Annotated in this window: 16 protein-coding genes; 5 read left to right on the plus strand and 11 right to left on the minus strand. The window is 43.4% G+C overall.

All coding sequences use genetic code 11. The annotated features are described in order from the left end of the window. The 9 genes from panB to cysM form a co-directional block, all read right to left on the minus strand. Complete coding sequence (gene panB, locus ACX1N5_RS10335) at nt 1-810, minus strand: 3-methyl-2-oxobutanoate hydroxymethyltransferase (RefSeq protein ID WP_116727516.1); 810 nt, start codon at nt 808-810, stop codon at nt 1-3. Next, on the minus strand, nt 807-1,337 hold the full coding sequence (gene folK, locus ACX1N5_RS10340; protein WP_131379095.1) for a 2-amino-4-hydroxy-6-hydroxymethyldihydropteridine diphosphokinase: 531 nt from the start codon (nt 1,335-1,337) through the stop codon (nt 807-809). Before folK ends, panB begins: the two co-directional genes overlap by 4 nt. After that, complete coding sequence (gene pcnB / locus ACX1N5_RS10345) at nt 1,334-2,794, minus strand: polynucleotide adenylyltransferase PcnB (RefSeq protein WP_458801875.1); 1,461 nt, start codon at nt 2,792-2,794, stop codon at nt 1,334-1,336. Before pcnB ends, folK begins: the two co-directional genes overlap by 4 nt. Before the next feature lie 136 nt (nt 2,795-2,930). Next, nucleotides 2,931-3,284: a ComEA family DNA-binding protein gene (locus ACX1N5_RS10350; protein ID WP_458801873.1), complete on the minus strand. Its 354-nt coding sequence runs from the start codon at nt 3,282-3,284 to the stop codon at nt 2,931-2,933. Between the two features lie 8 nt (nt 3,285-3,292). Further along, a complete protein-coding gene (gene mazG / locus ACX1N5_RS10355) occupies nt 3,293-4,057 on the minus strand; it encodes a nucleoside triphosphate pyrophosphohydrolase (RefSeq protein WP_171458742.1) in 765 nt (254 codons plus the stop codon). Nucleotides 4,058-4,139: 82 nt separating this feature from the next. Continuing rightward, on the minus strand, nt 4,140-6,440 hold the full coding sequence (locus ACX1N5_RS10360; protein WP_458801871.1) for a RelA/SpoT family protein: 2,301 nt from the start codon (nt 6,438-6,440) through the stop codon (nt 4,140-4,142). Nucleotides 6,441-6,460: 20 nt separating this feature from the next. After that, nucleotides 6,461-7,858: a 23S rRNA (uracil(1939)-C(5))-methyltransferase RlmD gene (gene rlmD / locus ACX1N5_RS10365; RefSeq protein WP_458801869.1), complete on the minus strand. Its 1,398-nt coding sequence runs from the start codon at nt 7,856-7,858 to the stop codon at nt 6,461-6,463. Between the two features lie 10 nt (nt 7,859-7,868). After that, a complete protein-coding gene (locus tag ACX1N5_RS10370; protein WP_004753704.1) occupies nt 7,869-8,687 on the minus strand; it encodes a 3'-5' exonuclease in 819 nt (272 codons plus the stop codon). 9 nt (nt 8,688-8,696) lie between these two features. After that, nucleotides 8,697-9,626: a cysteine synthase CysM gene (gene cysM / locus ACX1N5_RS10375; protein WP_131379102.1), complete on the minus strand. Its 930-nt coding sequence runs from the start codon at nt 9,624-9,626 to the stop codon at nt 8,697-8,699. A gap of 150 nt (nt 9,627-9,776) precedes the next feature. Between cysM and ACX1N5_RS10380 the strand changes: the two genes are divergently transcribed. From ACX1N5_RS10380 to rsfS, 5 genes are all read left to right on the plus strand, one after another. Further along, nucleotides 9,777-12,575: a GacS-like sensor histidine kinase gene (locus tag ACX1N5_RS10380; protein WP_458801867.1), complete on the plus strand. Its 2,799-nt coding sequence runs from the start codon at nt 9,777-9,779 to the stop codon at nt 12,573-12,575. A 76-nt stretch (nt 12,576-12,651) separates the two neighbouring features. Beyond that, nucleotides 12,652-13,446 carry a crotonase/enoyl-CoA hydratase family protein gene (locus ACX1N5_RS10385; protein WP_458801865.1) on the plus strand — a complete coding sequence of 265 codons (795 nt, stop codon included), beginning with the start codon at nt 12,652-12,654 and terminating at the stop codon, nt 13,444-13,446. 16 nt (nt 13,447-13,462) lie between these two features. Next, the gene (locus ACX1N5_RS10390; RefSeq protein WP_458801863.1) at nt 13,463-14,344 is read left to right on the plus strand and encodes an NAD(P)-dependent oxidoreductase; all 882 of its coding nucleotides are present in this window, start codon (nt 13,463-13,465) and stop codon (nt 14,342-14,344) included. A gap of 3 nt (nt 14,345-14,347) precedes the next feature. Continuing rightward, the gene (locus ACX1N5_RS10395) at nt 14,348-15,136 is read left to right on the plus strand and encodes a hydroxypyruvate isomerase family protein (protein ID WP_458801861.1); all 789 of its coding nucleotides are present in this window, start codon (nt 14,348-14,350) and stop codon (nt 15,134-15,136) included. 82 nt (nt 15,137-15,218) lie between these two features. Beyond that, entirely contained in the window at nt 15,219-15,623 is a 405-nt protein-coding gene (gene rsfS, locus ACX1N5_RS10400; RefSeq protein WP_116727504.1) for a ribosome silencing factor, read from the plus strand. Nucleotides 15,624-15,667: 44 nt separating this feature from the next. Here the strand turns inward: rsfS and ACX1N5_RS10405 are convergent, their stop codons facing one another. Together ACX1N5_RS10405 and ACX1N5_RS10410 are read right to left on the minus strand one after the other, a co-directional pair. Then, nucleotides 15,668-17,764 (minus strand): TonB-dependent siderophore receptor, encoded by a 2,097-nt coding sequence (locus ACX1N5_RS10405; RefSeq protein WP_458801859.1) that lies wholly within the window; start codon nt 17,762-17,764, stop codon nt 15,668-15,670. 282 nt (nt 17,765-18,046) lie between these two features. Next, nucleotides 18,047-18,199: a hypothetical protein gene (locus tag ACX1N5_RS10410; protein ID WP_458803637.1), complete on the minus strand. Its 153-nt coding sequence runs from the start codon at nt 18,197-18,199 to the stop codon at nt 18,047-18,049. Between the last annotated feature and the right edge of the window lie 260 nt (nt 18,200-18,459).

The raw sequence follows: 18,459 nt of genomic DNA on the forward strand, positions 1-18,459 counted from the left end.
TTACAACTCAACTTGGAAAGTATGTTCAATATTTGGGAAGCTTTGCTCTAGCACCGCTTGATGATAGGCTTTCAGAGCATTGACAATAGCATGTTCACCTGACTGCTCTGCCATAAAGTTACGCACAAATTTGGCAACTTTCCCAAAAGTTAATCCTAACATGTCTTGTACAACAAGCACTTGCCCATCTGTGTCTTTTCCAGCACCAATCCCAATCACAGGAATATGAGGGAACAGTTCAGTGACTTCTTTGCCTAACTGTGCAGGCACACATTCTAAGAGCAACATGGCAGCGCCCGCTTCAACCAAAGCGCGACAATCTTCAATCAATTGATCGGCTGCATCACGAGTTTTCGCTTGTAGTTTATAACCACCAAAGACATGCACTGACTGCGGGGTGAGTCCCAGATGCATACACACTGGAATACCGTTACGGGTTAAGTTTTTGACCGTATCTGCAAGCCACGCACCACCTTCAATTTTGACCATCTGTGCGCCAGCCTGCATCACCATTCTGGAGTTTTGCAGTGCGTCATTCAGTGTGGCATAACTCATAAAAGGCAAATCTGTCATGAGAAAAGCGTGCTGGTTAGCACGGCGCACTGCTGCTGTATGATATGCCATATCTGCAACTGTCACAGGTAAAGTCGAATCGTGCCCCTGAATGGTCATTCCTAAGGAATCTCCAATCAAAATGCTATCAATTCCTGCAACTTGCATTGCTTTTGCCATACTGGCGTCATAGCAAGTCAAGCAAGAAAACTTTTTACCTTGTGCTTTCAATTGTCTTAAATCATGGAGACTAATCATTCAGCGTCCTCTTGTTCATCCTGAGGTTGATTCTGCTGTGACACATCAGCCCAATTGCGGTTCAGCATCGGGGTTAAGATGGATGTCTGAACAATATCGAGCTGTTTCAGTGACTGCGAATCAACAGTTAACTCTACATCTAAGTCTAATAGTGGGATCACCACAAAATCGCGCAATAACAGCCCCACATGCGGTACAGTGAGGCGTTCATGTTGAATTTTCTCTTGACCATATAACAGTAGATCTAAATCTAAAGTACGCTCACCCCAGCGACGTAAACGCACTCGACCAGCATCCTGTTCAAATTGCTGTAATTGATCCAATAACGCAAGTGGTGCCAAATCGGTTTTCAACTCAGCAACTGCATTCAAATAATCGGGTTGGTCTTGTGGCCCCATTGGTGGGCTACTGTACAACTGCGAGACTCGAACATCACCTAAAGTTCGCAGTTTTGCGATGGCTTCTTGCAAAATATGCAGGGAATCACCCAAGTTGCTGCCCAAACCGATATAACTGGTTACTGTCATTGTGTTGGCCCAAAAATCACTTGGCTTAAATCACGCTGTACCCGTTTGCGTTTTAAAATCGGATGGTTCGCATCAACACCATTAGCATTACCTGCGGCTGTATTTGCAGCTGAATGGGCTGGCGCTTGTGCGGACTTGTTACGTGAACGGCGACTGCGCGTTGGTGCTGCTTCTGCAACCAAAGGTGTAATTGCAGTATCAACTTCTACAACCTCTACATCTTCTGTACGCGGTTTACGGCGGGTCTTGGCACGTTGGCGATTGTACTGGGAAATAGCCACTTCTTTTTGGTCTGTGGTCATATCCTGATAGGCTTCCCACCACTGCCCCATACCTTGCGTAGTATCATCACCTGATTTTTCACGCAACAATAAAAAGTCAAAGCCTGCACGGAAACGCGCATGCCCTGCTAAACTTTCAATTTGTTGTGGTTTTGGACTCAACAAACGTGTTTGCATTTCCCAGACTTCACGAATAAAAGTTTCAGCAAAACGTGGAATAATGGTACGCGTTGACTGGCGTTTAAGTACATCTAAACCTGCTTGTGCGCGGGCCTCAGCTGCAACTACACCTTTTGCCAAATAAAACTCAGTACGTTCCTGAAAGTTGCGCCAAAGCAACACGGCATAGAAAAATGCAGGGTTAATGGTTTTGCCAATCTGTATACGCTGATCGGTATTTTTTGCGGCTAAGGCAATAAACTCTGTCACATCTGTGCTGACTTCAGCAAACAACTGTTTCCATAAACCAAATTCGATCAGTAATGGTAAAACACGTTGCAAATGTCCCATGGTAAAGAGTTTTTGCGATTCATCATATAAACGGTGCGGAGAAATGTCGCGTAATAACTGCGTCATTTCAGGGGTAAACACGTCCAAGATTTCAGGTGCAATGCTAAAATTGAGTTTGGCCGCAAAGCGTAATGTACGCAACATTCGTACAGGATCTTCTTCAAAGCGTAGCTTTGGTTCACCCAATAAGCGCAAAGTTTTACTTTTTACATCTTCAATGGCATGGCAAAAATCTAAAATCACACCCTGACGTGGCTGATAGTACATCGCATTAATGGAGAAATCACGACGAACAAAATCTTGTTCGATGGTTCCCCAATTGTTATCACGTAGGATCATGCCAAGTGCACTGGTGACTGCTTTTTTCGGTGGTGCACGAAAGGTTGCAACTTCTATGAGGTCTCGCCCAACATAGACATGTGCCAACTCAAAACGTCGTCCAATAATTCGGCAACGACGCCCAAACACTTCTTTGACTTGCGCTGGTGTAGCGTTCGTTACCGCATCAAAATCTTTCGGATGTAGCCCGAGCATCAAGTCCCGAACACCGCCACCAACGATATATGCCTGATAACCTGCTTTGGTGAGAGCATCAATAACTTCTAATATAGAAGGAGGTAATTGTTTGATGGATAAACCATATTTTGACGCGCGTAAGGTATGCAAAAGACGCTTTCTCCTACGTCTGGAGTTAAAATTTTCAATCGTTGCTAATCATAGAGCATAGACCAATAAAGGGCAATTTGATTCTTCATTCAGGCAAACATGAATTTGCCGTTGAATCTGTGGCTTTTTTCAGCAGTTATAACAGCAAAAATGCACGGTTTTTCTCAAATAGCTTATCCCCGATTCCCTTGACATTTTTAAGTTCATCAATGCTTTTGAATTTGCCATTTTTCTGACGATATTCAACAATTGCCTGCGCTTTCTTTGCACCCACACCTGTGAGTTTATTCTGTAACTCCACTGCCGAGGCTTGGTTGAGACTCACCTGATGCGCCCCACGTGCAGTCTGCGGAGTCTGACTCTGATATTGTACCTGTTGCTGCTGTTTCCATTGCATATAACGCTGGTCATAGCTTTGTGTATTGTTATCTGCCCATGCTGAGCACGCCAAACCAAAACTCAAAATTAATGAACTTAAAGTTTTTTTCATATTTTAACTCATGATGATGTTTGTTGTTTTGCTTGCTCCCACAGCTGATCCATCTCACTAAGACTCATGTCGTGTACCGAACGATCTTGTTGCCGAGCCTGATCTTCTATAAAAGCAAATCGTGTTCTAAATTTATGAATCGTTGAGAGTAAAGCGATTTCTCCCGAGAGTTCTAGTTTACGGCCAACATTAATCAATGAAAATAAACAATCACCAAATTCTGCCTGTATTTCATCAGGATTATTTTGCTGAATGGCTTGTTCCAGTTCGCTAATTTCTTCATGGACTTTACTTAGCGCATCTTGAGTCGTCGCAAAATCAAAACCAATTTTTGCTGCCTTTTTTTGAATCTGCTCTGCCTGAGAAATGGCAGGTCCATGCTTAATATCACTCAAATATGACTGGGTTTGTCCCTGTTTTTCTTGTTGTTTAATTTTCTGCCAAAGCTCTGAGACTTGTTCAGGGCTTAAATTGGCATATTGTTCTGCCTGAAATACATGCGGATGGCGACGAATCAGTTTATCGATGATCGCCTGTACGACATCATCAAAGTTAAATGCCTGCTGCTCAGCATACATTTGCGACTGAAACACGACTTGCAACAACAGATCGCCCAACTCATTACGAATCTCATCAATTGAACCCTGACGAATTGCATCTTCCACTTCATAAGCTTCTTCAATCGCATAACGTGTCAGGCTTTGCGGCGTCTGCGCACGATCCCACGGACACTGCTCACGTAGTTGCTGCATGATCTTCAATAGCTGTTCAATTGGCATGTTACCCTCTCAAAATAAAAAATTTTGCCAAGAAAAAAGCCAACAATCATGTTGGCTTTTTTGTATGAATTGGATCTTAGTTACCCTGTACCAAACGACGTGCGCTAATAATACCTGGCTGTTGCTCTAAACGTGCCAACAAGCGGGATAACTGCGACAGACCTTTCACTTCAATCAACAACTTCATATTGGCAATACCATCCGCTTCAGAAATAGTATTCACCTGACGAATGTTAATCTGATCAGCAAAAATCACCTGAGTCAAATCACGCAATAGACCACGGCGGTCATAAGCTTCGATCACAATCTGAACGCTCTGACCACGAGTTGGTTGCAATTCCCAATCGGCATCGACTGCACGTTCTGGTTCCTGAGCAATCATACGAACGTAGTCTAAGCATTGTAGTTTGTGAATGCTAACACCGCGATTCAGCGTAATGTAACCGCCAATCGGCTCACCATGTACAGGCTGACAACATTGGGCAATATGCAATTCGACATTATCCAGACCGTCAATCAATATACCATGTGCTGACAAGGTGTGGCTGGCGCGTGGATTCAGAGCAGGTTTTAACACCAGTTCAGGTTCATCCTGATCCAGTTTCATGTGGCGATTGACCTGATTCATCAACGCATGCAGGCTAATGTCACCACTGACCAAACCGATCAGAATATCATCACCCGTTTTGACATTAAAATGACCACAATATTCATTTAAATCAATACTTTTTGGATGAATTGCCAAACGCTGCAATTCTTTGGTGAGCAGCTCACGCCCTACTTCCAAGTTTTTGCTGCGGTCTTGCTGTCTAAACCAGTGGCGCAACTTGTCACGCGCACGTGCAGTCTTAATATATCCTAAAGAACTGACCAACCAATCGCGATTTGGGTCACGGTCTTTTTTGGTCAGAATTTCAACCTGTTCCCCTGTTTTAAGGGTATAAGTCAACGGAACATAACGCTGATTGACTCGCGCTGCATAGCAGTGGTTACCTACCTGTGTATGCACATGGTAAGCAAAGTCGAGTACAGTCGAACCACGCGGCAACTCTTTAATGTCGCCATCACGGCTAAAGACATAGATTTTCTCAAAGTCTTCAAAATCTTGTAACTTATCAAAATCATCTTCATCTTTAGGATGCGCACTGGTTTCATTGCGTTCCTGATAATGCTCGAGTACAGCACGCAATGAATGCAAACGGTGATTAAACGAGAAATCGGTATTTTTCGCACCTTCTTTATAGTTGAAGTGCGAACAAACCCCAAGCTCAGCTTCGTTATGCATTTCCAAAGTACGGATTTGCACTTCCAGTGATTTATTTTCTGCAATCACGGCGGTGTGCAAAGAACGATAACCATTGGCTTTAGGATTGGTAATATAGTCATCAAACTGATGCGGAATATGCCGCCAGATTTGATGAACAATTCCCAGAACGTGATAACATTCAGGCACATCCTTGACCAGCACTCGCAATGCACGAATATCATAAAGCTGATCAAAGCTGAGGTTTTTACTTTTCATTTTGCGGTAAATCGAGTAAATATGTTTAACTCGACCTGTAATTTCCGCTTCAATATCATGGCTTGCCAACTCAGTTTTCAGTTTATTAATCACAAACTGAATATACTGTTCACGCTCTAAACGCTTTTCATTGAGCAATGTAGCGATTTCTTTATAGCGATCTGGCGCTAAAAAGCGAAAGGCTAAATCTTCGAGTTCCCATTTTAACTGGGCAATCCCGAGACGGTGTGCCAGTGGTGCGTAAATGGTTAAAATCTCACGCGCTACCCGTTCCTGACGTTCTTTGGGTGATTTACCCAGCTCACGCAGCTCGTAGGTTCGTTCGGCAAGTTTAATCAGCACCACACGAACATCTTCGGTAACCGAAATTAGCATTTTATAAATGCCTGTCAAATGTTCGCGCTGGTTATTATTAAAGTGGTCTTCTAAGCGTTTGTTTTTTTCGATCAGCTCAGAAAGTTTCCCCATGGACAATGCACCCTTGACCAAGCTGAGTACACCTTCACCATAGCGCTGTAGTACTTCATCAAGCGTGGTCACACCTTCACGCACACTTCGATAGAGTACAGCAGCAATCAGCGTATTTTCATCGACATGCAAATGCGCCAAAATATTTGCCATCCCGATCCCTGTGGCAAAGGTATTACTACGGTGACTTACCGTAGTTTCTAGTTCTTTTTGTAAAGTTAGCCTTGCAACCTGCTCCAATTGGGTCAGTTTCGCCCCATCCAAATGGTGACGTACGCGCTCTAGCCAGTCCGCTAAATCATTTTGCGCTTGTTGGGCATGTTCGACAGTCGTTTCTTCTGACAACTGAGTGAGTCGTTCAGGTAACTGCTCACGTACTGTGACCATACCTATCTCCTTTTATTGTGTCATTCATTATCGTCGTTCATCAAATCTACTTTCTCAAACAAGGTAATCGACTCGACATGACCTGTGTGAGTAAACATATCCATGACGCCTGCTTTTTTCAGTTGATATCCCTGTTGTATAAGGATACCAGCATCACGGGCAAGCGTGGCAGGATTGCAAGAGACATAAACAATTCGTTTTGCATTAAAATTGGAAATATAATGCATCACTTGCTCTGCCCCTGAACGAGGAGGATCAATTAATAATGCATCAAATCCTTGTTTCGCCCAAGCTTGCTGTGAAAAGTCTTTTGTTAAATCATGTGAATAAAAACGTAACTGCATCAACCCATTATGCAATGCGTTTTCTGTACCACGCTGAACCATGTCCTCACTGCCTTCCACAGCGACCACCTGACCAGTTTGACCTACACAACGTGCCAGTGGTAGAGAGAAATTCCCCAAGCCACAGAATAAATCCAGCACACGCTCACCTTGCTGCAACTCAAGCAATTCACATGCCAATTCTACCATTTGCGCGTTCACTGTCGCATTTACTTGCGTAAAATCTGACGGCGCAAACGCAAAATCGACATCAAAAGCGTCTAAACGATAATGCAAACGCATTGGCTGTGCCGCATCGACCCGATGAATACTGTCAATACCTTCGGGCTGCAAATACAGTTGCCAATTTTTCTGCTGGACAAAATCTAGAAGTTTTTGAACATCTGGTTGAATTAAAGCTTTGGTATGACGTAATAATAATGCAATTTCATCATCTCCCATTGCCAATTCTATATGACCAATATCGGCTTTGCCTTTTAGACTTTCGAGTAATTTTTTCAGTTCAGGCAAAGACTGGTCGAGTTTTTGATCAAGTACGGGACAATGTTGTATATCAATTAAACGATTGCTTTGGCGCTCACGAAAACCCATCACCAATTGCTGCGTTTTTGGAATATAACGCACGCCTATACGCGCACGGCGGCGGTAGTCACTGCGCTGTGAGCGAATGGGTTCAAGCCAAGATTCAGGTTCAATCCCCGCAAAATGCTGTAAATGCGATGCCAGCACCTGTTGTTTAAAACGAATCTGCTCATCAGGATGCATGTGCTGTAAGTTACAGCCGCCACAATGCTGAAAATGCGGGCAAATAGGTGTGATACGCTGTTCAGAAGGCTCAGATACCAATTCAAGCGTATCGGCTTCTTCTAAGCGCTTGGCTTGATGGGTAATTTTTGCCTTGACCTGTTCATGAGGTAAAGCAAACTGAATAAATACTTTCTTGCCATGCTTGTGTGCTGGATGTCCTAACTGCACATCATAATGGGCAATCCCTCGTCCCTCGTGCGATAAAGATTCCACTTGAAAAGTGTAGACTTCCGAAGAAGCGCTGCGAGTTTGGGTGTGCTGTTTCAAAAACAAAAACCTAATCTTGAACTGGGAAAAAATCAGAAGTAAATGGCGTACGCTGGGCAGTTTTCTGCCATTGTGCCAAGAATTCCTGCTGTTGGGGCTGAGTTGCCAAATACTGAATCGTCGCGTTCACTAACTGGCGATGATCTTCTGCCAATAACTGCCCTTTGAGCAGCATCCAGCGCAAATAAATCAGCCATGTGTTTAACACATCACCTTCACAATACTGGGTCAACTCTGCCCATGCCTGCTGGCGAACTTGTTCAGGCACCAAATAACCCGCACCTTGACGTTTACCAGGAAAACCCAGCAACTGCGCAATATCGTCGAGTTTCTGGAAGTTACGACCATTAAACATCGCCATCACATCCATCAAATCGACATGTTGATGATGATAACGGTTTTGGTAATTATTAAAGCGCTTTTGACTGTCGATTTCACCTTGATCAAACAACGCAGGCGCCGACAAGCCATGATACATGGTACGAAACAGAATCACAGGTAAATCAAACTGTGAACCATTCCAACTCACCAAAACAGGGTGACGTTTTTCAAAAATCGACAGGAATTTCTGCAACATACTGGCTTCAGAATCATGCTCTCGATTAAACGAAAACAGCTTTAAACCTTTTTCATCGAACCATAACCCTGAAATACACACGATTTCATGCAATGGAATCCGCTGAAAATCACTGCCATGTTCTTGGCGGCGCAATTTGTTTAAAGCCTGTTGCAGATCATCTTGCGACAAATCATGCAACTGATACAAATGCGCTCCCGCATTTAAATCGGTAATGGTTTCAATATCGAATACTAAAACGGGTAAGCGCATGCAAACTCTCTATTCTTGATCTTCTACAGAAAACAACCCTGTAGACAGGTAACGGTCGCCGCGATCACAGATAATGCACACAATGACCGCATCAGGTTGTTCTGCTGCTATTTTTAATGATGCCCACACCGCACCACCCGATGATGTTCCTGCACTAATGCCTTCAACCCGCGCAAGTTTACGCATGGTTTTTTCAGCTTCAATTTGTGGAATATCAATAATACGGTCAATGCGTGAAGGATCGAAAATTGTAGGTAAGTATTCTTTAGGCCAACGGCGAATCCCTGCAATGCTTGAACCTTCTTCAGGTTGTAAACCGACAATCTGAATATCAGGGTTTTGCTCTTTTAAATATTTTGACACACCCATAATGGTGCCAGTCGTGCCCATTGCACTGACAAAATGCGTGATTTTTCCAGCAGTTTGTTGCCAGATTTCAGGGCCAGTCGTAAGGTAATGGGCTTCTGGGTTGTCAAGGTTACCAAACTGGTTCAAGACTAGACCTTCACCACGTTCCTGCATCTGCATTGCCAGGTCACGCGCGCCTTCCATCCCCTGTTGCTGGGTCACTTCAATCAGCTCAGCACCATAAGCCAGCATCGCATCTTTACGCTCTTGGCTCATACTATTTGGCATGATGAGCTTCATTTTATAGCCACGCATGGCAGCAACCATAGCAAGCGCAATGCCTGTGTTGCCACTGGTCGCTTCAATCAAAGTATCGCCTGCTTTGATTTGCCCACGTTTTTCTGCCTGCATAATCATATTGTAAGCAGGGCGATCCTTCACTGAACCAGCGGGATTATTACCTTCCAGTTTCGCAAGTACCGTGGCGTTGGTATGACAGGCTAAACGCTGTAAACGAACCAATGGGGTTTTGCCAACGTAATGATCTAACAAGAATTCATCTGCGAAAAAGTCTGGATTGTAATTACTCATAATATGTACCTAGATCGAGGTGGGCATATTGTATGAAAAAATACTCCTTACTGCACTCATTTCGCCATTTTTTCTGAAAATCATGAAAGCCATAACAGCTTAGGCAAAGCATGTTAATATGCCGAGGTTGGGGAATAAATTGCATTGGTTATGGCAAAACTGAAAAAATCTTTATTACAACGGCTGCAACTTAATCATGCTTACGGGCAATTGGTTGCGCTTATTTTTATTCCAATTGCCATTATTGCTGCAGTTGGCAGTATTTTAGTCATTCAAGAAACATCGGCATCGGCACGCAGTCAACAGCGTCATGTTGCGATTGCCATCTTGTCACGCTACCAAAAAACTGCCGAACTACTCACCTATGCCGTTGAAAAAAAACCACAAATACAACCACAAGCGCGCAATATCTTAATGCGCATGCTCAATGAGCCTTACTTGCAACGTGCAGCCCTGTTACAGGCAGATGGTAAAACGCTACTCAGCATAGGCTATCAGCCTCAGTTGACCTGGCCGAAAATCACCACCAATAGCGGTTTCATTGGCCCTGTGCATTTCCATCACAACACTATCTATGCTGCCAAAGTTTCTCCAGCAGGCGCACAGCCCGCATGGCTGGTGATTGAACTGGACAATAAACCCTTAGAAATCGCACATTATCGCGTGATTACGGTTCTGTTAATTACGGTATTTATCACATTATTATTGTTAATGATGTGTCTAAATTTCTATTCGCGCCGCTGGATTGCGCCACTGTATGAAATACGGATGCAACTACAACGTTTAAATGCGGACAATCTCGATCAACCTGTTGCCATTAACAGTAGTGGTGAATTGCGTTCACTGCAAAAAGACCTTGCCAACATGCTCAAGCGTCTGCACTACAGCTTTTTAGAGTTGCGTGAACACACCGAGCAAACTGAAGATGACTTACGTCGCACGCTCGACACGCTCGAAGTACAAAACATTACTTATCGCCAAGCACGCGACCAAGCCGTTTCCGCCAACCAGTCCAAATCGGTGTTTTTAGCCAATATCAGTCATGAATTGCGTACTCCGCTAAACAGTATTGATGGTTTTATTCATTTGATGTTACGTCAAAATAACCTCAGCAATGAACAAAACCTGTATCTGCAAACCATCCGAAAATCTTCTGCGCACCTACTGGCGCTAATTAACGATGTTCTGGATTTTTCTAAAATTGATGCGGGAAAACTTGAGTTAGAAACGGCACCTTTTGAACTTGAAAGTGCCATGTTTGATGTCATGGACATGCTCTCGCCTTTGGCATCGCAAAAAAATATCAACATTGCCTTTTATTTCGGTAACGACTTGCCAGATGAAGTCATTGGCGATGTGCTGCGCTTTAAGCAAATTCTGACCAACCTGATTTCCAACGCGATCAAGTTCACCCCTGAAGGTGAAATTATTGTGCGTGCGCGGATGGAACATGACGACTTCGGCGAATGCATCATTCATTTTAGTGTGCAAGACAGCGGTATTGGGGTCAGTGGCAATGACCGTAAAAAACTGTTTGAATCATTCTCGCAAGGCGATGCATCTGTGACCCGCCAATTTGGTGGTACAGGCTTAGGCTTAGCCATTTCCAAACAACTGGTGCATTTGATGCACGGTCAGATTGGCTTTGAAGATAACCAAGAGCGCGCGCCTACTGAAAAAGGTTCGACCTTCTGGTTTACGGCCAAATTTAAAGTGGATGATGAACAGGAAGCACCTCATTTTGACTTTAGCCATGTGCATGTGGTGTCGTTTTTGTCGCACCCAGCCACTGCCAATATTTTCCGTCATTACTTAGAAAATTATCACACTAATCATACCGAAGCTTTTTCACTGCTAGATTTGTTTAGCCGCCTGCATCATTTGCCTGCGGATGAATACACGTGGGTGGTGGTCGATCATGGTGGTGATACGCATGCATTACTAAAAGAAATCCGTACCCGTTATCAGGGGCATTTAGCGGTTTATGGCTATCAGATGTCGTTAGAACCGAACATTCTGAGTGAATTCCGCGCTACACCACTGTATCAGCCACTCAGTCGTAGCGCATTGCTTCAACTTTTAAACAACCAGATCAATTTTGAAGAAGAAGATAAAGAATCTTTCGATGGTCAGGGCTTGCATGTCTTGGCAGTAGATGATCATTTGCCTAACCTGATTGTGCTTGAAGCGTTACTGGGTGAACTTAATGTGACCACCACCAAAGCACTCAGCGGGCAAGATGCGCTCAATCTGATTCAGCAGCGTCTGGATAAAAAACAAAAACCATTTGACTTGATCTTCATGGATATTCAAATGCCTGTCATGTCTGGGATTGATACCACGCGGGCAATTCGCTCACTGGAATCCACGCTTGAAAATGTACGCTTCCCGATCATTGCCCTGACTGCTCATGCTCTTGCCGATGAAAAGCAAAAACTGCTCGCTGTCGGTATGGACGACTACGTGTCAAAACCGATTCAGATCGAGCAACTGATTCAGATTTTAACTCAACACACCAGTCAGCATTTTGCAGAAGGCAACAATAAACCTGCGCACAATACCACGCTTGATCATCTTGATCCTGAGATTCTGGACTGGCAGCAAAGTGTACAACTGGCAGCCAACAAAGAAGATCTGGCGCTGGATTTACTACAAATGCTGGTGGACAGTTTTAAAACTGAGCTGAATGAAATGCAACAACTAATTGAAATGGAAGACTTTCCACAATTAGAGCATGTATTACATCGTTTGTATGGTGCGACTCGCTATGTAGGGGTCCCAAAACTTCAGCAGGTTTCAGGCGAATTTGAACAGTTTGTTTCAATTTTACGTAAAGAGCGCCGCGTTGCTGATGAGGCATTTATTCAGGAAACCATTAAACACTTTGATGAGCTTACCCTGATCATTAGTCAGACTGAACATGCAGCACTAAGCATTCTGCATACATAAATGACTCGGCTGTCAATTTACCGAGTGTGCAGCTCTGCTACACTCAACGTAAATTGACCTCAGGATGAAGCCAAACATGTCTCTACTACGTATAGAAAACAACAATAATATTGTCACGGTGTATTTGAACCGCCCTGAAAAACGCAATGCGATGAGTTTTGCCTTACTCAAAGAGCTTTATAAAACAGGGCAACGCCTGCGTCGAGATCGCAACATACGGGCAGTGATTTTGACAGGTGAAGCACAGGTATTTAGTGCAGGCATTGACCTGAGCGATTTAAACTCCCCCCAACAACGCGCTTTTGCCTTGTGGGAGCTGATAAAACCCCAACAAAGCCTGTTTCAAAAAGCCTTTTTGGTGTGGCAACAGTTGCCTGTGCCTGTGATTGCTGCGCTTGAGGGTTACTGTTTTGGCGCTGGCATGCAGTTAGCACTGGCTGCGGATATTCGGATTAGCCATCCTGATACTCAATTTTCAATTATGGAAAGCCGTTGGGGGCTAGTGCCTGATATGGGGCTGAGCCAATCTCTAAAAGGCTTGGTTGGCATTGACCTCGCCAAAGAGCTGACCTTTACCGCACGCACTTTTGATGCCAGTTATGCCCAACAAATTGGGTTAGTCAGCCATCTGGATACATCTCCTTTACAATATGCAGAAGCATTGGCACAAGAAATTGCCCTGCGCTCTCCAGATGCAGTCATGGCAGCCAAAGCTGTACTCAACAGCATGCTGCATCAACCTGTAAAAACAGCATTGCGCCTCGAAAAAATTTGGCAACTCAAGCTCATTCTTGGTAAAAATAGTCGACTGGCTAGACTGAAAGATAAAACACCTGAGATCAAGTATCTCAAACGCCAATATCAAGACTAAATATAGAGAACAAACAATGACTGGATGTCCACAAAAAATTGCATTTCTAGGTATGGGACTGATGGGTAGCCGCATGGCAAGCCGATTACTCTCTGCCAATTTTCAGGTCGCAGTTTGGAATCGTAGTCCTGCTGCCTGTACAGAACTACTTGAACAAGGTGCAAGTTTGCTCAGACTCAAGCAAATTGCCGAATACCCTGTCATTTTACTTTGCCTTGCCGATGATACTGCGGTCGAGCATGTATTTGAGCAAATGCAGCCCTATTTGCAAGCAGGTCAAATTATTGTGGATTTCTCCAGCCTATCGGTCAACAAAACCATTGAACTGGCACAACTTGCCGCACAGCAACAAATCAGCTGGATTGATTCCCCAGTTTCTGGCGGTACGTTGGGTGCAGAACAAGGTAGTTTGGTCATTTTTGCGGGTGGTGATGCAGAATTAATTCAACAATTACAGCCAGTTTATGCGCCACTTTCGCAGCGAGTGACACGCATGGGCGGCACAGGAACTGGACAAGCCACCAAAATCTGTAACCAGCTTATTGTTGCTGCCAATAGTACCTTGATTGCTGAAGCTGTCGCACTGGCAGCCCAAGCTGGGGTCGATGCCCGCTTACTCGCCCCTGCACTTACCAATGGGTTTGCCGACTCCAAACCCTTTCAAATTTTAGCGCCACGTATGGCAACAGCGCAGTATCAACCTGTACAATGGAAAGTACAGACTTTAAGCAAAGATCTGCAAAATGCCGTATCTTTAGCAAACCAATACCAATTAGATATTCCTGTTGCACAACGTGCCTTAGAGCAACTCAAAGACCATCAACAACATGGTTATGCCGAGCAGGATTTATCAACCATCATTGAGCAGGTGCGACATCCTGCCACCACGGAGGGCTAAAACATGAGTAAACTGGCTGTTAATTTGTCCATGATTTTTACTGAAGTCCCTCTGATTGAGCGTTTTGCACTGGCTCGAAAACACGGCTTTGATCATGTGGAAATTCAATTCCCTTATGAACTTAGTGTCGAGCAAATTCGCACACAACTCGAACAACACCAACTGTCTTTATGCCTGATCAATGCTCCTGCTGGAGACCTCATGCAGGGCGGACTTGGACTGGCGGGAATTCCAGGTCGTGAACGTGAATTTTTTCATGGGATACAGCAAGCTGCACGCTATGCCACCTTACTTAATGTGCCAAGCGTCAATATTCTCTCAGGCAAACAACCTTACGATGCCGACCTGTTACCCTGTCTTGAAGTTTTATCGAAAAATCTCAAACTGGCTTGTCACGTTTTGACAGACTACCATGTGCAACCTGTGTTTGAAATGGTCAATGGCACAGATATGCCGCGCTTTCTGATTCAGAACATTGCTCAGGCTCAGGATATGCTGGATGCAGTGAATAACCCTGCACTGAAAATGCAGTATGACTGTTATCACATGGCAATGATGGGCGAAGATGTGCTTGAAGGCTTACAGGAAAATATTGCCCAAATCGGACATATTCAGTTTGCAGACTGCCCAAACCGTCATGAACCAAATACAGGCTCAATTGCCTATGACAAAATCTTTTACTGGCTGAAACACAGCTCGTATCAGGGTTACATTGCTGCTGAATATAAACCGAGCAATCATTCTGAACAAAGCTTTGCATGGAAAACACAATTTTTTGCAAATATATCCTGAGCATTTCGCGACAAAATTTGAATTTTTCTCGTAAAAAGGCTATAGTTCACAGTGAGTAATTGTCAGGACAAATATACCTCTTATGAATTTAGAACCATCGCCCGGCGCTTCTAATTCTCACAACCACTCTGTGGTAGATACACAAACTCAAACTGTGAGCGCTTGCCTGAAGGTCATCCGAAATGCCCTTCAAGATGTTAAAGCCAAAGATATTATTGAACTTGATGTCAGCAGCATCAGCAATGTCGCAGATGCGATTGTGATTGCTAGCGGTACATCAACTCGCCATGTAAAAGCCCTTGCAGACAATGTCGCAGAAGAAGCCCGCAAAGCAGGCTTCCGCCCAATCGGAATCGAAGGCGAACGCGATGCTGAATGGATCTTAATTGATCTCGGCTATGTTGTGGTACATGTCATGCTTCCAACAGCACGTAAATTCTATGATTTAGAAAGCTTATGGCGCGTGCCCGATGCGTCAGTAGCATAAAAATAAATAAAAAGCGACTCACTTGAGTCGCTTTTTTATGCACTCTAGAATTTAAAGCGCAGATTTAAATTAACCTGACGCTCATCTCCTACAGCCACGACATAGTTGCTTACACCACCTGCATAGTATTCAGTGTTAAAGATATTTTTTGCATTAACACTGGCTTGCCAGTTGCGCGCCTTATATCCCAGCTCAGCATCGAACAATGCATAACCAGGAATGGTGTAATTATATTTATAGCTGGTTTTCTTCGACTCGCTACGCAAACCACCACCAATAAACCAACCCTGCAACGCCCCTTGGTTAAATTCATAACGGGTAGACAGGTTAAACATTTGCTTTGACACATTGTTTAAGCGCCCACCAATATAACTGGTCGTCTCACTGTCCACAATACGGGCTGTTGGCAAATAAGTATAGTTCGCACTGATCACCCAGTTCGGTAACACTCGTGCAGTCAACTCAGTTTCAATCCCTTGAGTATTTTCCTCACCTGTCTGGTAATTATCGCCATTGGCATCACTTGAGACCACATTAAAGCGAGTCAAATCAAACCATGCCAAACTGGCTTGCAAGCGCCGATCAAGTGCCTGAAATTTAAAGCCGACTTCATACTGTTTGGCTTTTTCAGGATCAAAGACATTACCATTTGCATCTACATCGGTCACAGGCAAGAAAGAAGTCGAATAACTCACATATGGAGAAACCCAGTCATTCAAGGTATAAAGCCCTGCGATGCTGCCAGAAAATGCCTGACTGTTTTTACTATCATTTGAGCCATCATAATGACTTTTTGCATCGACCGATGCCCAGTCATGACGCAAGCCCAGATTCACATTAAATTGATCCGTCACATCAATCTGGTCTCTAAAATACAGTCCCATAGTTTTTAGCGTGGTCTCAACACTGTCACTGCGTAATGTCTTGGTCGCACACCAATCTTTACTGGTATAACTTGGTGTATAAATATTTAAAGACGTAATGCTACAGTTATAGTTCCAGAGATCACGTGTGTCATGCATGGCATCTAGCCCAAGCATAATATGATGCTGCATGTTGGCGATATCGAAAGTCTTGGCAATATTGTTATCAATACTCACATTCAGATCATCATATTGCTGATCACGCCCTTGACGGGTAATGCTGCTACTCGTTGCAGTCGATTTACTGATAAAGACCACCTGACCATCTAAACGTGATTTTTGGACGGCAAAGTTCTGTTTAAATGTCCAGTCATTATCAAAAACATGCTTAAAGTTATAACCAACACGATACGTATCAGAAATATAGGGATCCATACTCGGTTCACCAATAAATAGATGGCGGCTGACCTCACCATTACTGTTTGGCAAAATGCTGCCATAGACAGGCAAACCTTGCTGGCGCACATATTCTTTATGGCTATAGCTAGTGATCACTGACAAATTGGTTTGTGGGCCTAAATCAAAATTGTAAGAAGGCGAAATATAGAAATTTTTAAAATAAACATGATCGGTTGGATCATCCTGATCGGAATACGTGGCATTTAAACGCCATGCTGCCTTGTCCGAACCCTCTACGGTATGATTGGTATCAAAACCAACTTGACGCAGATTATTGCTACCATAGCGCAGATCTACCTGATCAAAATTATCTTTGACAGGTCGCTTGGTCACCAGATTTACAATTCCTCCTGGTGCAGTTTGCCCGAAGTCCATCGAATCTGGCCCTTTAACCACTTCAACACGCTCTAAACCTGTGATATTGCTGGCCACATCAGAGGCTTGTGCATGACGCAGGCCATCAACATAAATCGCATCGGAGGACAATTGTCCACGGATAATAAAATCATCCGAACCACGGCGACCCAATGGAGCCGAGATTACCCCTGCCACACCCTGAATTGCATCGGTCAGATTCATAGCCTGCTTTTCTTCAATCTGTTCACGCGTCACCACAGACACCGATTTTGCTGTTTTAAACAGTGGCTGCTCAGACTTCAAACTTTGTGTAGTGGTTGCAACGTAACTGTCTTTTTTTAGGGCTTTCGTTACATTCAACGTGATGGTTGGGAGAACATTTTCATCTGCAAAAACAGGCTGCATCACAACCATAAGTGCCAAAGCCAAACTAGTTGGCATAAACAAAGGGATTTTTTTCATAAAATCTACAAAGTATTAGCGTAAAAAATATTTGCAAATATTAAACTTATTAATAATTATTCTCAATAAAAAATCAAAAGATCTTATTACACATCTTACAAACATCTAAAAATGAAAGCAAAAAGTAACCATTTAAGTCTACATGCTCAGCCATAATCTTTATTTTTATAAAATATAAATACGATTAATTAAATCATTCATTTAGTAAAAATTAACAATTTATTATCTCTATCTTGCGCAAAGAAGAAGTCACAGCTTTGCATCTCATCACAAGTTCAGCTTTTATAGAGGAGGGGCTACTATTGTTAAAATAAAAACTATTAATTTTGGATTGATAAGTTCTTTCAGAGATATCCCTACTCGTTTTTCACCCCAGCTTGGATCTCCGTCATATTCAACCAAACGAACAATATGATTTGGTAAATTAACAGGCACGTCTCCCAAATCTCCAATCATCACAGTTGGATGGATCTTTTTTGAATCAGAGGGTTTGTCAAAACAACCTGTTAAGCTAACCACTGCTGTATTGAGGAGTAAGATTTATTGAAAGCGTTGAAAGACCTGATGCTGACTTTTTTATACAGTTCAATTTTAGCTTGCCCTGCACATTCTTTTTGCTCGCAATTCACCTGTTTTTTATTTATCTGTAAAATAATTTGATGGTTCACTGAGTTTTTATGAATGAATTTCAGTGA

Source organism: Acinetobacter sp. ANC 4636 (assembly GCF_054454555.1).

Bases quoted from the DNA above. Each gene is read 5' to 3' on its own strand.
- rsfS (WP_116727504.1), top strand. From the start codon at position 15,219: ATGAATTTAGAACCATCGCCCGGCGCTTCTAATTCTCACAACCACTCT.
- ACX1N5_RS10380 (WP_458801867.1), top strand. From the start codon at position 9,777: ATGGCAAAACTGAAAAAATCTTTATTACAACGGCTGCAACTTAATCAT.
- ACX1N5_RS10390 (WP_458801863.1), top strand. From the start codon at position 13,463: ATGACTGGATGTCCACAAAAAATTGCATTTCTAGGTATGGGACTGATG.
- ACX1N5_RS10395 (WP_458801861.1), top strand. From the start codon at position 14,348: ATGAGTAAACTGGCTGTTAATTTGTCCATGATTTTTACTGAAGTCCCT.
- folK (WP_131379095.1), bottom strand. From the start codon at position 1,337: ATGACAGTAACCAGTTATATCGGTTTGGGCAGCAACTTGGGTGATTCC.
- ACX1N5_RS10370 (WP_004753704.1), bottom strand. From the start codon at position 8,687: ATGCGCTTACCCGTTTTAGTATTCGATATTGAAACCATTACCGATTTA.
- ACX1N5_RS10405 (WP_458801859.1), bottom strand. From the start codon at position 17,764: ATGAAAAAAATCCCTTTGTTTATGCCAACTAGTTTGGCTTTGGCACTT.
- ACX1N5_RS10350 (WP_458801873.1), bottom strand. From the start codon at position 3,284: ATGAAAAAAACTTTAAGTTCATTAATTTTGAGTTTTGGTTTGGCGTGC.
- ACX1N5_RS10360 (WP_458801871.1), bottom strand. From the start codon at position 6,440: ATGGTCACAGTACGTGAGCAGTTACCTGAACGACTCACTCAGTTGTCA.
- cysM (WP_131379102.1), bottom strand. From the start codon at position 9,626: ATGAGTAATTACAATCCAGACTTTTTCGCAGATGAATTCTTGTTAGAT.
- panB (WP_116727516.1), bottom strand. From the start codon at position 810: ATGATTAGTCTCCATGATTTAAGACAATTGAAAGCACAAGGTAAAAAG.
- ACX1N5_RS10385 (WP_458801865.1), top strand. From the start codon at position 12,652: ATGTCTCTACTACGTATAGAAAACAACAATAATATTGTCACGGTGTAT.